Here is a 14,641-nt window from a genome sequence, read left to right on the forward strand (position 1 = left end):
GCTGTCGGCCCGATCGCGCGGGCCATGTGCCGTGCCCGCCCCGTGCCCCCGTGGCCGTGCTCCCCGCGCCCCGGACCCGCCGCGCCCGGGCTACTGGTCCGAGGAGAAGCGCACCGCCCCCGCGGGGATCCGCGCGTCGCACCACACCCGTACACCGTCCCGCAGTTCGTTGTCCTCGCCGACCGTCGCGCCGTCACCGACGACGACGCCCGTGAGGGTCGTACGGGACCCGATGCGGGCGCGCTCCCCGACGAGGGAGTCCGTGATGACGGCCCCGGGGGCGATGTCGGCGCCCGCGAGGATCGTGGAGCCGGAGATCCGGGCGCCCTCGCCCACGCGCGCGCCCTCGCCGACGACCGTGCCGCCGGTGAGCTTGGCGTCGGGCGCGACGGTGGCGGACGGCAGCACCAGGCGCTCGCCGCGCCGGCCGGGCACAGCCGGGGAGGGTGCGCGGCCGAGGACCAGGTCGGCGGAGCCGCGTACGAAGGCCTGGGGGGTGCCCAGGTCCAGCCAGTAGGTGGAGTCGACCATGCCCTGGAGGTGGGCGCCGGTGGCGAGGAGTTCGGGGAAGGTCTCCCGCTCCACCGAGACCGGTCGGCCCGCCGGGATCGTGTCGATGACCGAGCGGCGGAACACGTACGCGCCCGCGTTGATCTGGTCGGTGACGATCTCCTCGGGTGTCTGGGGCTTCTCCAGGAAGGCGAGCACACGGCCCGAGGAGTCCGTGGGGACCAGGCCGTAGGCCCTCGGGTCCGTCACCCGGGTCAGATGGAGCGAGACGTCGGCGCCCGTGCGTTCGTGCGTGGCCACCAGCTCGCCGATGTCCAGGCCGGTGAGGATGTCGCCGTTGAAGATGAGCACCGGCTCGTCCGGTCCGGAGCGGAGGCGGGACGCCACGTTGCGGATCGCGCCGCCCGTGCCGAGGGGCTCCTCCTCGGTGACGTACTCGAGGTGCAGGCCCAGACGCGAACCGTCGCCGAAGTGCGGCTCGAAGACCTCGGCGAGATAGGACGTGGCGAGGACGATGTGCTCCACGCCCGCGGCCCGTGCCCGCGCCAACTGGTGCGTGAGGAACGGCACGCCCGCGGCCGGGACCATCGGCTTGGGCGTGTTGACCGTGAGCGGACGCAGCCGGGTGCCCTTGCCGCCGACCAGGAGGATCGCTTCTGTCACCTGTCGTCTCTGCTTCCTGCTGGGGCCGGCCGAACTGTCGTTTCGGCCGGCCAGTGTATGCAGACCGTCCGTGCCGGCTGTGCCCCGCCGGCCGGCCTCACCTGCCCTGGAGGCGGGCCGAGGTGGACCTGACTGTGCCGAGCTTGCTGTAGAGGCGGGCTCCGGGGCAGTCGGTGGACACACCGTCCCGATGTCCCGAGATCACATACAGATGCACCTTCTTGCCCTTTGCGTAGAGATTGCCACCCGCCGAGGTCAGGTATGTCTTGCCACGCGGATTCGCGTTGAAGACTCCGAGCTTCCAGGCCGTGAGCTTCTCGACGCCGCCGAGGGCTGCCGACGAGGGCGAGGAGGTCTGGAACGAGCCGATGACGGCGATGCCCATCGTGTTCGTGTTGAAGCCGAGGGTGTGCGCCCCCATGACCGCCTTGGTCACTCCCCCGGCGCGGCCTTCGTAGATCTTTCCGCACTTGTCGACGAGGAAGTTGTAGCCGATGTCACGCCAGCCCATGCTCTTGACGTGGTAGCGGTAGATACTGCGGATGACCGAAGGGGCCTGTGAGCAGCTGTAGTTGTTGCCCGAGTCCGTGTGGTGCACGAAGGCGGCGTCGATGGTCTTCGTGTACACGTAACCCGGTTCCCGCAGCTTCTCGTCGGCGCCCCACTTCTTGCGGGTGACGATGGTGGGACGCGGGCCGATGTACGGGTCCGCGTCCGGTGCGCCGGCCATCTCGTCGATCGTCTGCTGCCTGGTCAGGGCGGGCAGGACCCCGTCCCGGTCGGCCCGGGCGCCCTTGGGGACGGAGCGGGGCATGGCGCCGGGGTCGACGAGTTCGAGGCGCAGGCCGCGCGGGAGCGGGGACCGGTCCTGGTCGCCGAAGGCGCGGCCGATGGGGGCCTCGGCGTGCACGCGCACCTCCACACCGTCGGAGGCACCCACCCACAACGGGGCCGTGGAGCCGCGGACCCGGCCCGATCTGCTCTCCGCGGAGTCCGGGTCGGCACCGTGGTCGCTGTTGGGCGTGACCTCCTGCCAGTTGGTCCACTTGCGGGTCGCGGACGAGCGGGTGCGCACCTGCACCCGGCCGTTCAAGTGGACGCGCGGGTCGTTCCAGATCACGCCGACCAGAGAGAAGGGATGGACGTTCCTGGGTGACAGGCCCTGGTCGGCCGGGCCTGGCACTTGGGCGTCGCGGGGCATAGGCCCGAGCGGCAGGGACTGGGTGCTGCCGCCGGCCGGATCGACCACCGAGGCGGGCTCCGGCGCTGCGGCGGGGTCCGGTGCCGCGGCGGCACCGGAGGACAGGACGAGCGGCAGGGCGAGGGCCGCCGCCGACGTGACACCGATCGAGGAAGCAAGGAATCCACGCATGCCGACGATCATGGACATATGCATACATATCTGTCCATCGGGGAGTTGACGGTCCGTCGGCCCGTGCGCGGCGTGTTGCGCCGCGTCGACGGGGCCGGACGTCCCCCGGGCGGGCGCAACGGCATGCGCGCCCGCGTACCCTTGCGCGCGTGAACGCCACCGATCGCACCCCTGCCGACCTGCTGCGATCCGCGCTCGCCGCGGACCCGGCCCGCCCGCTGGTGACCTACTACGACGACGCGACGGGTGAACGCGTCGAATTGTCCGTGGCCACTGTCTCCAATTGGGTGTCCAAGACGGCCAATCTGCTCCAGGGCGACCTGGGTGCCGAGCCCGGCGACCGGCTCGCGCTGCTGCTGCCCGCGCACTGGCAGACCGCGGTGTGGCTGCTCGCCTGCGCCTCCGTCGGTGTGCTCGCCGACGTGGCCGGCGACCCGGCCGCCGCCGACCTCGTGGTGAGCGGTCCGGACACCCTGGAGGCGGCGCGCGCCTGCTCCGGGGAGCGGGTCGCACTGGCGCTGCGTCCGCTCGGCGGGCGGTTCCCCGAGACGCCCGCCGGGTTCACGGACTACGCGGTCGAGGTACCGGGCCAGGGCGACCGCTTCGCGCCGTACGCGCCCGTCGACCCCGAGGCCCCCGCGCTGATCGTCGCCGGGGCCGAGCTGTCGGGCGCCGAGGTCGCCGAGCGGGCACTGGCCGACGCGGCCGGTCTGGGACTCACGGGGCCCGGCTCGCGACTGCTTTCGACGCTGCCGTACGACACCTGGGAGGGCCTGAGCGCCGGACTGTACGCGCCGCTCGCGAGCGGCGGCTCCGTGGTGCTGTGCAGGAACTCCCTCCGGGTGCCCGAGGAGACCCTGGAGAAGCGGATCGAGAGCGAGCGGGTGACCGCGACCGCCCGCTAGCCGGAAGCCTTCCTCGAAAGTCCGAGCCGCCCCGGGGGTGCGCGACGCCCGGAGTGCACCCGGGCGACGCGGCCACCCCTCTGCGCCGTCCGCGGCGCCCGGGCGGCCACGGGCCCCGCACCGCGGACGAGCGGCCCCGCACACCGCGGACGGGAACGACACCTCGTCCCCGGTGCCCGCCGCGGGACGGGCGCCAGGCCCCCCGGAAGCAGTCCGTCCGGCAGAGGCCCCTCGCCCGCCCCGGCGCCCGGCAAGGGCACCGGGAAACCCCTCCGGAGGCGGTCCGCCCGCCAGAGGCCCCCTCCGGGCCCCGGAGGGGCCGCCGCACCGCGGACGGACCCAGCCCGGGCCGGCCGCGCGAGGCCTCTCCCCCCGGTCCGACGAGTCCGGTGCCGGGCAGGCGGCGGGCTCACTGCCCGGACGGGGTGCCACCCCGTCCACCTGGGGCGGAGCGGTGCGGATTCACCCGTTCGGCCCAGTGCGGGGCCGGATCCACGGGCCGCCCGAGCGGCGTCGGGCCATGGTCGTAGAACAGGTGTGTTCCTTCGACGAGGGGCGGACACATTCGTGACAGACCGCGCGGGCTCCACTCCCACCGGCGCCGGCGCCGTCCGCCGCAGACGCCGCTGGCTGCGCCATGTCGCGATCGGTACCGCCGTCGTCGTACTCGCCGCCGGGGGCGCCGGCTGGGCGGTGTACGAGAAGCTGAGCGGCAACATCACCTCGGACACGGACGCAGCGGCGGAGCTCAAGCGGTACGAGAAGGAGCGGCCCACCGCGCTCGTGAAGGACGCGCAGAACATCCTGCTGATCGGCTCCGACAGCCGCTCGGGCGCGGGCAACGGCGCCTACGGCCGGGACACGGGCACCGAGCGGTCCGACACGGTGATCCTGCTGCACCTGGCGGCCGACAGGAAGAGCGCCACCGCGGTGTCCATACCCCGGGACCTGATGGTGGAGGTGCCGAGCTGCCGCAGGCCCGACGGCACCCGCACCGAGCCGGTCTTCGCGATGTTCAATTACGCCTTCGAGGTCGGGGGTTCGGCCTGCACCATCCGGACCGTCGAGAAGCTCACCGACATCCGGGTCGACCACCACGTGGTCGTGGACTTCGAGGGCTTCAAGAAGATGGTGGACGCCGTGGACGGGGTCCAGGTCTGTCTGTCCGCACCCATCGACGACAAGGCCGCCCAGGTGAAGCTGCCCGCCGGGCGCCAGACGCTCGACGGCGAGGAGGCCCTGGGCTACGTACGGGCCCGCAAGAGCCTCGGCAACGGCAGCGACACCGACCGGATGGACCGGCAGCAGCGGTTCCTCGGCGCACTGGTCACCAAGGTGCAGAGCGATGACGTCCTGCTCAATCCGACCAAGCTGTATCCCGTCCTGGACGCGGCGACGTCCTCGCTGACCACGGACCCCGGCCTCGCCTCGCTGCGCAGCCTGTACGACCTGGTCCGGGGCATGCGCAGCATCCCCATGGAACGCACTCAGTTCCTGACGGTGCCACGCCGGTCGTACGTCTACAACGCCAACCGCGACCAGCTGATGCAGCCCGAGGCGGGGGCGCTCTTCACCCGGCTGCGACTGGACGCCCCGGTCGCCGTGGTGCCGTCGGGCGGGAACCCGGCGGAGCCCCCTGAGCCCTCGAGCCCGCCGCCCACATTCCGCGGGAACACCGCCGCTCAGGACACCTGCGGGTAAAGCGCTGCCCAAGGGGTGTACACAGCGTTCGAAGAAATGGGTCGGATTGCCCAGTTGTAGGAACGTGGAATTTGTCACCGCCCTCGCTGGACGCTGAACTGGGCGGATAGTGTGAGCGATCCGGTGCACCCGGCCTTGAGGTCGCGCACTGCTTGACGACTGACCGAGCGCCTTTGAGGGGGGAAAAGGGCGCCGCGTGGCCCAGACGGAGGACGCAAACAACCGTGGACGCGCAAGGCCGTGGGCGGGCGGAAAACATCGACCCCGCAGACCAGTGGGTACTGAACCCGCAGACCGGTGATTACGAACTGCGACTGGACACTTCCCGTGGGCAGTCCTCCGTCCCCGGTCCGCGCAGAACCGCACGCGCGCAGCGCTCCGCGCAGTCGCGCGGGGCGCGGGAGCGTGGAGCGCAGGAGCGCGGGACGCGGGAGCGCCCCGAGCAGCAGGGCCGGGGCGGCACTCGCCGTCCCGACCGGGACGCACCCGACCGCGACGCGCCGGGCCGCGAGGTCCCGGGGCCGCGCCGGCGGCGCGGCGCAGCACCCGAGCCGCAGGCTGCGGGCCGCCGCCGCACGCGCACCAAGCCGGGGAAGAAGTCGGCGAAGAAGAAGGCGCTGCTGTGGACCGGCGGCGTGATGGCGTTCGTCCTGGTCGGCGGCTCGGTGGGTGCGTACCTGCTGTACCAGCACTTCGACAACAACATCACGTCGGTCGACGTCGGCACCGGCAAGTCGTACGCCTTCGCCAAGGGCGAGCCCATCAACATCCTGCTCATCGGCACGGACAAGCGCACCGGCAAGGGCAACGGCGGGTACGGCGACAAGGGCAGCGTCGGGCACGCGGACACCAACGTGCTGCTGCACGTCTCCAAGGACCGGTCGAACGCCACGGCCCTGTCCATCCCCCGCGACCTGATCGTCGACGTCCCGAACTGCCCCACGAAGCAGCCGGACGGTTCGATCAAGACCATCCCCGGCACCCGGGACGTCCGCTTCAACACCAGCCTCGGACAGGACGGCCGGGACCCCGGCTGCACGATGCGCACGGTCAAGGCGGTCACCGGGATCACCGTCGACCACTTCATGATGGCGGACTTCAACGCCGTGAAGACGCTGACGACGGCGGTCGGCGGTGTGGACATCTGCCTGGGCAAGGACGTCAACGACCCGGACTCGCACCTGAAGCTGCCCAAGGGCCCGCACAGGATCCAGGGCGAGCAGGCGCTGGCCTTCGTGCGCACCCGCCACAGCTTCGGCAACCAGGGCGACCTGGACCGGATCAAGGTGCAGCAGCAGTTCCTCGCGTCACTGATGCGCAAGATGCAGTCGGACGACGTGCTGAGCAGCCCGTCGAAGATGTACGACCTGGCGGACGCGGCGACCAAGGCCCTCGTCGTGGACAAGGGCATAGGCAGGATCTCCAAGCTCCGTGACCTCGGCATGGAGTTGAAGGGCATCGACCCCAAGCACATCACGTTCGCCACGACCCCGGTGATAGACAACCCGGCGGACGGCGTGATCCACAAGACGGTCATCGTCAACCCGAGCGCCGCGCCCCAGCTCTTCTCCATGATCAAGAACGATGTCTCGCTGACCGAGGTGAAGAAGAAGCAGAAGGCCGCGGAGGCCGCGCGGCTCAGGGGACCCAAGTCCGCCGCGTCCGACGTGCGGGTCGACATCTACAACGGCGGCGCCGCCCCGGGCTCCGCCCAGGAGACCCTCGCCTGGATGCAGAACAACAAGGGCGTCACCAAGTCCAGCCAGCTCGGCAACGCGCCGCAGAAGCTCAAGAAGACGACGCTCGAATACGCTCCCGACCAGGCGTCCCAGGCGCGCGAACTCGCCGACCTGATGGGCCTGCCGGGATCCGCGCTCAAGCCCGGCAAGAGCGAGAAGAACGCCCAGGGCCTGCCCGCGATGGTGCTGACGCTCGGTGCGGACTTCCAGGGGGCGGGCGTTCCCCTCACCGCTCCGTCGAAGGCGCCGTCGGACGTCCAGAAGGTCGAAGCGGACAAGCAGGTCTGCGCCAAGTAACCATCGGGGGCCGTCACGCGTCTGACTTGGCGCGGGGCGGACCCGCCGGGCGCAAGGGTGGGGAGGGGCAGGAGATGGGGCAGAGTGTGCGCGGGGGTGGACCGAGACCGGGCGTACGGGACGTCGACGACATGCCGTACGCGGAGGACGCTGAGGACGCGGCGGACGTCCGCCGTGAGGAGGAGCCCGGCCCGCAGGGGCGCGGGCGGCACGGCGGCGGCTCCGGCAGGGGCACCCCCCGCCCGCCGAGACGTCGGCGCCGCCGGATACTGCGCTGGTTCAGCACCGTCCTCGCCGTCCTGATACTCGGCACCGCCGGTGCGGGCTACCTCTACTACCGGCATCTGAACGGCAACATCAAGAAGGACGCGCTCAACCTCGGCGACGCCAAGGACAAGGCCGCCGAGCCCACCCCGAACGCCGCGGGCCAGACCCCGCTGAACATCCTGCTGATCGGTTCGGACGCGCGGAACTCCAAGGAGAACCTGAAGCTGGGCGGCGCCAGGGACACCGTCGGCGCCCCGCCGCTGGGCGATGTGCAGATGCTGGTGCACCTGTCAGCGGACCGCACCAACATGTCGGTGATCAGCCTGCCGCGCGACACCCTGCTGCACATCCCCCGCTGCACCGACTCCAAGGGCAAGGTCTACCCGGCGAGCACGGGCCTGGTGATGGCCAACGAGTCGCTGGGCCGTGGCGGCCCCGGCTGCACCGTCGCCACCTGGGAGAAGCTCACCGGCATCCACATCGACCACTTCATGATGGTCGACTTCTCGGGTGTGGTGACGATGGCGGACGCGATCGGCGGGGTGCCGGTGTGCGTGGACGCCAACGTCCACTCGCACACGTCCGACGGCCACGGCTCCGGCCTGAAGCTGGCCAAGGGCACCCACCCGGTCAAGGGCAAGCAGGCGTTGCAGTGGCTGCGCACGCGCTACGGCTTCGAGGACGGCAGCGACATCGGCCGCACCAAGGCCCAGCACATGTACATGAACTCGATGGTGCGGCAGCTGCGCGCCAACGCGACGCTGAACGACCCGATGAAGATGCGCCGGCTCGCCGAGGACGCCACGAAGGCGATCACCGTGGACCGGGGGCTGGACACCGTCAAGAAGCTGTACGACCTGAGCAGCGAGCTGAAGCAGGTGCCGCCGAAGCGGATCACCACGACGACGATGCCGTGGCGCTGGGCCCTGTCGGACCACAACCGCGTGGAGCCGAAGCCGGGCGACGCCGAGCAGTTGTTCCGGCTGGTGCGCGAGGACATCGCGCTGGACGGCAAGGACAAGAAGAAGCCCGCCGCCGAGAAGGTGTCCGACGACCCGGCCGCACCGGACGACCGGATCGCCGTACAGGTGCAGAACGGCACCCGCACCGCCACCGAGGCGCCGCTGAGCGGACGGGCGAACACGGTGGCGCAGCAGCTGGTGCGCCGGGGCTTCGCCCAGGCGAGCGCCGACACCTCGGCACTGCCCTCCCAGGAGCGGACCGTCATCCGCTTCCCGAGCGTGGATCTGGAGGGCGACGCCCAGCGGGTCGCCAAGGCGCTCGGTATCCCGCTGAGTTCCGTGCAGCGGTCGACGGACGTCTCCGGTGTCACCCTGATCGTCGGCGCCGACTGGCGCACCGGCGACACCTACCCCAAGTCGGCCGCGAAGGACGACGACTCGACGCCGAAGTCGGCGGCCGCGCTGAACGGCGCCGAGAAGGCGTGCATGCACGTCGACCCGCACTTCACCTGGTAGCGGCGCGGCGGCCGTCGGGTCCGGGGCCGCCGTGCGGATCGGGCCGGATCAGGGCCCGATCCGGCCCGGCGTGATCCGCAGGTCCCGCCCGATCCGGGGCACCCCTAGGAGCCGAGGACCGCCGGGCGGCGCGAGGCGATGACCCTCTTCGCCAGGGTGCGGGGGCTGGTCAGGAAGCCGAAGCCCCAGGACATGTGCATGGTGGCGAGCGCGAGCGGGATCTGCAGACGGGCCTTCAGGGGCAGCCCCTTGCCGGCCGGGACCGACCCTGCGGCGATGGCCGCGAGGTAGCCGCCGGGGACCACGAGGCCCCAGGGCGTGAGCGCGGCGCCGACGACCAGGCCCGCGGCGATCGCGCACACCGCGGCCGGCGGGGCGAGGTAGCGCAGGTTGATCGAGCCCTCGTGGTAGCGGGCGACCACATGGCGCCAGCGGCCGTAGTCCTTGTACTGCTTGGCGAGCGCCTTCACGGACGGGCGCGGCCGGTAGGACACCTTGAGCTCGGGCGAGAACCAGATGAGGCCGCCCGCCTCACGGATGCGGAAGTTCAGCTCCCAGTCCTGGGCGCGGATGAACTCCTCGTTGTAGCCGCCCTGCTGCTCCAGCGCCTCGCGCCGGAAGACGCCGAGGTACACGGTCTCGGCGGGGCCCGCCTGGCCGCCCGTGTGGAAGGCGGCGTTCCCGACGCCGATCTTCGAGGTCATGGCGGCGGCGACCGCGTGTTCCCAGTCGTTCTCGCCCTCGGCGTGCATGATGCCGCCGACGTTCTGCGCGCCCGTCTCCTCCAGGAGGCGGACCGCGGTCGCGATGTAGTCGGGCGACAGCATGCCGTGACCGTCGACGCGCACCACGACCGGGTGGCGCGAGGCCTTGATCGCGGCGTTCAGCGCGGCGGGGGTGCGGCCCGTGGGGTTGGGCACGGTGTGGACGCGGGGGTCCTCGCGCACGAGCTCGGCGGCGATCTCGTCGGTGCGGTCCGTGGAGGGGCCGAGCGCGACGACGACCTCCATCTCGCCGTCGTACTCCTGGGCCAGGATCGCGGTAACCGCTCCGCGCAGATGCCGCTCCTCGTTGAGGACGGGCATGATCACGGATACGGAGGGCAGCACGTCGCGCTTCACGGCTTCGGGTTCCATGTCGTCTTTCGGCCGGGGGTCCGGGGTCGCCCCCGGGGTTGCAGCATCGCGGGCCACGTTACCGCGAACGGGCGATACGGAAGCGCGCCGTCCGGGCTATGACGTGGGCCTCATTTCCCGGCGACGTAGCGTGCTCGGGACCATGGGCTCAGCCAGGGCCTGACGTCGACGGTGCCGTCGTCCGCGAGAACCGCGGCAGGCGGCACCGTCGACGGCAGGTCCTCCGCCCCCGGCCCGTACCGCGGAGGTTCCCCCCTCGTGCCCACGCCGCCCCGCTCCGCCTTCCCGCAGCGCCGCCCGCAGCAGCCGCCGCCGCGCCGGCGGAGGCCGGCCCCGGCACCCGCCGCGGCACCGGCCCGGCGGCGCCGGCCCCGATGGGTGATGCGGGCGGTGACCGCGCTGTCCATGGTGGTGCTGGCGTCGGCGGGGATCGGGCACGCGATCGTCACGAGCCTCGACACGGAGATCGACCGGGTCGACCCCTTCAAGGACATGAAGGACCGGCCGCAGGGGGGCCACGGCATGAACGTCCTCCTGGTCGGGACCGACGGCCGGGACAAGATCACACCGGAGGAGCGGCGGAAGTACCGGCTGGGCGGGGCCCCCTGCCACTGCACGGACACCGTGATGATCGTGCACATCACGGCGGACCGCAGTCGCGCCAGTGTGGTGAGCCTGCCACGCGACTCGTACGCCGAGATCCCCGAACGCACGGACCCGGTCACCGGGGAGAGCCGTCCGGCACACCCGGTGAAGCTCAACGCCGCGTACGCCGAGGGCGGGCCGCATCTGACCGTGCGCACGGTCGAGGGCATGACCGGCGTCAAGATCGACCACTATCTGGAGGTCGACTTCACCAGCTTCATGCGGACCGTGGACGTGCTCGGCGGCGTCGACCTGTGCACCGCCGTCCCGTTGAAGGACTCGCACTCCGGGCTCGATCTGCCGGCCGGCACCCACCGGCTGAACGGCGGCGAGGCCCTCCAGTACGTGCGCGCACGGTACGTCGACGGCGCGTCCGACCTGGGGCGGATGCAGCGGCAGCAGCGCTTCATGGCGGCGCTGATCGCGAAGGCCACCTCGTCCGGCGTGCTGCTGAACCCGGTGAAGTTCCGGGACGTGACGGATGCCGTCCTCGGTTCGGTGCGCGCGGACAAGGGGTTCGGCACGGACGACATGATCGACCTGGGGCGGGCGATGCGCGGCTTCTCGCCGTCGTCGTCGGAGTTCACGACCGTGCCGATCGCCAATCTGAACTATCACGTCAAGGGCATCGGCGAGACCGTGCAGTGGGACGCCGTGAAGGCGAAGAAGCTGTTCCGCGCGCTGCGCGACGACAAGCCGCTCGCCTCGCGACGGGGCCGGCACCACAGGGCCACGCTGGTCCCGGTCCCGCCCGAGCAGATCCAGGTCCAGGTGGACAACGGCACGTCCTCGCCCGATCTGGGCCCCCGGGTCGACAGCGCGCTGCGGGCGACCGGGTTCCGCACATCGGGGCGGCCGGGCACCGCTCCGCAGCGCACGGTGCCGCGCACGGTGATCGTGTACGACCCGCGCTGGGACCGCTCCGCGCGGTCGCTCGCCGCGGCCCTGCCGGGGAGCGAACTGCGGCCGGTGCCGGGGCAGGGCCCCACGCTGCACGTGACCGTGGGCGCGGACTTCGACCGGGTGACCCGGGTCCGGGCGGAGCAGCCGGCGCCGGGCGAGTTCGGAACGGTGACGGGGGACGAAGTGGCGTGCGAGCAGGCATAGCCGACCGGAGCCCGGCGCCCGGTCCGGGCGCACCGGGCGAGGGTCCGGCCCGGTGCGGGGCCGGGTGAGCGAGGTGACCGGCCCAGTGGGGCCCCGCGAGGCCGGCGTGACCGGCGTGACCGGCATGACCGGCGTGACCGGCACGACCGGGGTGACCGGGGTGACCGCAGAGGCGACGGGGTCGCCGGGATCGCCGGGATCGCCGGGATCGGCCGGACGCCCGCTAGTCTTCGATGCCCTCCGCGGCACGCCTCTCCCGCAGGTCCATGATCGCGCGGCGCCGGGCCAGGCGGTGCGTACGACGGATCTGAGCCTCCTGGTAGCGGCGCTTGTCCCGCTCGGTCTCGGGGAGCACCGGCGGTACCGAGCGGGGCTTGCCGTCGCTGTCGACGGCGGCGAAGACCAGGTACGCGGAGCCGACCTGCTGCGGCGGCGTCGACTCGTTCCAGCGCTCGGCGAGCACCCGGACACCGACCTCCATCGAGGTGCGCCCGGTCCAGTTCACCTGGGCCTTCACATGGACGAGGTCGCCGACGCGGACCGGCTCGAGGAACGCCATCTCGTCCATGGACGCGGTCACGGCGGGTCCGCCGGAGTGGCGGCCGGCGACGGCGCCCGCCGCATCGTCCACCAATTTCATGATCACGCCACCGTGCACCGTTCCGAGGAGGTTGGTGTCGTTGTGGGTCATGATGTGGCTGAGCGTCGTGCGGGACGCCGAAGTCGGCTTGCCCGGAATGTCAGATTCCGCGCTGCGGGCCTGCTCTGTCATGCGGTCCACCTTATGCCGGGGGCAGAGTGCAACAGACCTGCAACAGCCCTGGTGCGATTCCTCACGAGCCCTGTGAACCCGGCGCCCCCGCCCTGCACACTGGGCCGCATGAGTGATTGGCCCCAGGGATGGTCCGACGAGAACGGCCGCGACCGCTACGGCCGCGGCAGCGCCAGCGCGCACCCCGAGGGGGCGCGCGCGATGCGGCAGGTACGGCGCGGCCAGGGGCCGCGCCCGTCGGTGCCGCCCCAAGGGGTCCCGCCGCAGCCCGCGTACGGGTACGACGACGGGTACGGCGACGGGTACGGCGACCCGGGGTACGACAGCGGCTACAGCAGCGGCCAGGTCTACGGCCGCGGCGGCCAGGGCGGCGGTGACGACTACGCCTACGGCGCGCCCACCGGCCGCCCCGCGCCGAACTGGCGGCGCCGCATAAAGATCGGCTCGATCACGCTGGTGGTCGTGCTGGTCGCGGTGTCCGTCGGCACCTACTTCTGGGCCGACGGCAAGCTGCGCCGCGAGGTCGACCTGTCGAAGGTCATCGAGCGGCCCGCCGCGGGCGAGGGCACCAACTACCTGATCGTCGGCTCGGACAGCCGCGAGGGCATGACCGCCGAGGACAAGAAGCGCCTGCACACCGGCTCCGCCGAGGGCAAGCGCACGGACTCGATGATGATCCTGCACGTCGGCGACAACGGGGACACGATGATCTCGCTGCCGCGCGACTCGGACGTGGTCGTCCCGTCCTACCGGGGCTCCGACTCGGGCAAGCTCTACCCGGCCGCCGGCCGCCATGTGAAGCTCAACGCCGCGTACGCCGAGGACGGCCCGGAGCTGCTGGTCCGCACCGTGGAGTACAACACCGGCCTGCACATCGACCACTACGCGGAGATCGGCTTCGGCGGCTTCGCGAAGATCGTCGACGCGGTCGGCGGTGTCGAGATGAACCTCGACCAGGGCTTCAAGGACAAGTGGTCCGGCGCCGACTTCAAGGCGGGCAAGCAGACCCTCAACGGCCAGCAGGCCCTCGCCTTCGTCCGCACCCGGCACGCCTTCGCCGCGAGCGATCTCCAGCGCACCAAGAACCAGCAGAAGTTCCTCTCCGCGCTGGCCCACCAGACGGCCACCCCGTCGACCGTCCTGAACCCCTTCAAGCTCTACCCCGTGATGGGCGCGGGCCTCGACTCCCTGGTCGTCGACAAGGACATGAGCCTCTGGGACGTCGCCTCCATGTTCTGGGCGATGAAGGGCGTCACCGCTGGTGACGGCCACTCCATGAACATGCCGGTCTCCGGCTCCACGGGTGGCAACCTCGTCTGGGACAAGGCCAAGGTCAAGACCCTCGTGGACGAGCTGAAGAACGACGAGAAGGTGACGGTCTCGGGCAACTGAGCAGGCGCCGACGGGCACGACGCCCGGACACGGCGAAGGGGGCACCCCGTGCGGGGTGCCCCCTTCGCCGTGTCCGGGCCCGTTCTCAGATCTCCCCCGCCAGCTCGTAGCTCGCGGTCTGCATCTGTGTGCACAGGGCGCAGCAGCGGTCGAACAGGGCCTCGAACTCCGGGTGGTTCCGCCACCCCTTCAGCGAGTCGAGGTCGCGCCACGCCGACAGCGAGATGAAGTGGTTCGGCTCACGCCGCTCCCGGATGAGCCTGGCCCACTGGAAGCCCTCGTTGGTCTCCTTGGTCCAGGTCAGGAACTCCGTCCACCGCGCCAGGAACTCGTCGGCCCTCCCCTCGGCCACGTACCAGTTCCCCGAGGCCCAGTAGTGACTGCCGTCACCCATGGCGCTCACCTCGCTCCTCGCCGCCGTAGCAGCAGCGTAGGGCGGCGGCAGTTGCCGCGCGCGGCGGCGGCCCGCCGCGCCACGGGCCGGCCCCGCTACGGGAGGTTGCGGGCCATGACGATGCGCTGGACCTGGTTGGTGCCCTCGTAGATCTGGGTGATCTTGGCATCGCGCATCATGCGCTCGACGGGGTAGTCACGGGTGTAGCCGTAGCCGCCGAGGAGCTGGACGGCGTCGGTGGTGACCTCCATCGCGACGTCGGA

The 14,641-nt window shown here is 71.6% G+C and carries 12 protein-coding genes; 6 read left to right on the forward strand and 6 right to left on the reverse strand.

What is annotated here, in order from left to right; all coding sequences use genetic code 11:
• Positions 1–90 precede the first annotated feature (90 nt).
• On the reverse strand, positions 91–1,173 hold the full coding sequence (locus tag ACWCP6_RS34440) for a sugar phosphate nucleotidyltransferase (RefSeq protein WP_450936571.1): 1,083 nt from the start codon (positions 1,171–1,173) through the stop codon (positions 91–93).
• A 97-nt stretch (positions 1,174–1,270) separates the two neighbouring features.
• Positions 1,271–2,545 carry a peptidoglycan recognition protein family protein gene (locus tag ACWCP6_RS34445; protein ID WP_450936572.1) on the reverse strand — a complete coding sequence of 425 codons (1,275 nt, stop codon included), beginning with the start codon at positions 2,543–2,545 and terminating at the stop codon, positions 1,271–1,273.
• 149 nt (positions 2,546–2,694) lie between these two features.
• On the opposite strand from ACWCP6_RS34445, the gene ACWCP6_RS34450 reads away from it, so the two are divergent.
• The 4 genes from ACWCP6_RS34450 to ACWCP6_RS34465 all read left to right on the forward strand — a co-directional run bounded on the left by ACWCP6_RS34450 (position 2,695) and on the right by ACWCP6_RS34465 (position 8,932).
• On the forward strand, positions 2,695–3,450 hold the full coding sequence (locus ACWCP6_RS34450) for a TIGR03089 family protein (RefSeq protein ID WP_450936573.1): 756 nt from the start codon (positions 2,695–2,697) through the stop codon (positions 3,448–3,450).
• A gap of 567 nt (positions 3,451–4,017) precedes the next feature.
• Entirely contained in the window at positions 4,018–5,151 is a 1,134-nt protein-coding gene (locus ACWCP6_RS34455; RefSeq protein WP_450936574.1) for an LCP family protein, read from the forward strand.
• Between the two features lie 224 nt (positions 5,152–5,375).
• Positions 5,376–7,187 (forward strand): LCP family glycopolymer transferase, encoded by a 1,812-nt coding sequence (locus tag ACWCP6_RS34460; protein WP_450936575.1) that lies wholly within the window; start codon positions 5,376–5,378, stop codon positions 7,185–7,187.
• A gap of 74 nt (positions 7,188–7,261) precedes the next feature.
• A complete protein-coding gene (locus ACWCP6_RS34465) occupies positions 7,262–8,932 on the forward strand; it encodes an LCP family protein (RefSeq protein WP_450936576.1) in 1,671 nt (556 codons plus the stop codon).
• A 104-nt stretch (positions 8,933–9,036) separates the two neighbouring features.
• Here ACWCP6_RS34465 and ACWCP6_RS34470 read toward each other — a convergent pair whose 3' ends face one another.
• Positions 9,037–10,068: a glycosyltransferase family 2 protein gene (locus ACWCP6_RS34470; protein ID WP_450936577.1), complete on the reverse strand. Its 1,032-nt coding sequence runs from the start codon at positions 10,066–10,068 to the stop codon at positions 9,037–9,039.
• A 258-nt stretch (positions 10,069–10,326) separates the two neighbouring features.
• Here ACWCP6_RS34470 and ACWCP6_RS34475 point away from each other — a divergent pair, with 258 nt between their 5' ends.
• Positions 10,327–11,820: an LCP family protein gene (locus tag ACWCP6_RS34475; protein ID WP_450936578.1), complete on the forward strand. Its 1,494-nt coding sequence runs from the start codon at positions 10,327–10,329 to the stop codon at positions 11,818–11,820.
• Positions 11,821–12,043: 223 nt separating this feature from the next.
• Here the strand turns inward: ACWCP6_RS34475 and ACWCP6_RS34480 are convergent, their stop codons facing one another.
• Positions 12,044–12,592 carry an acyl-CoA thioesterase gene (locus tag ACWCP6_RS34480; RefSeq protein WP_450936579.1) on the reverse strand — a complete coding sequence of 183 codons (549 nt, stop codon included), beginning with the start codon at positions 12,590–12,592 and terminating at the stop codon, positions 12,044–12,046.
• A 108-nt stretch (positions 12,593–12,700) separates the two neighbouring features.
• Here ACWCP6_RS34480 and ACWCP6_RS34485 point away from each other — a divergent pair, with 108 nt between their 5' ends.
• Positions 12,701–13,984: an LCP family protein gene (locus ACWCP6_RS34485; protein WP_450936580.1), complete on the forward strand. Its 1,284-nt coding sequence runs from the start codon at positions 12,701–12,703 to the stop codon at positions 13,982–13,984.
• Positions 13,985–14,069: 85 nt separating this feature from the next.
• On the opposite strand, the gene ACWCP6_RS34490 is transcribed toward ACWCP6_RS34485, so the two are convergent.
• The gene (locus ACWCP6_RS34490) at positions 14,070–14,378 is read right to left on the reverse strand and encodes an antibiotic biosynthesis monooxygenase family protein (protein WP_450936581.1); all 309 of its coding nucleotides are present in this window, start codon (positions 14,376–14,378) and stop codon (positions 14,070–14,072) included.
• 95 nt (positions 14,379–14,473) lie between these two features.
• Positions 14,474–14,641, reverse strand: a 168-nt coding sequence (locus tag ACWCP6_RS34495; RefSeq protein ID WP_268254905.1) for an acyl-CoA dehydrogenase family protein, incomplete at its 5' end; no start/stop codon positions are given.

The organism is Streptomyces sp. NPDC002004 (assembly GCF_053593975.1).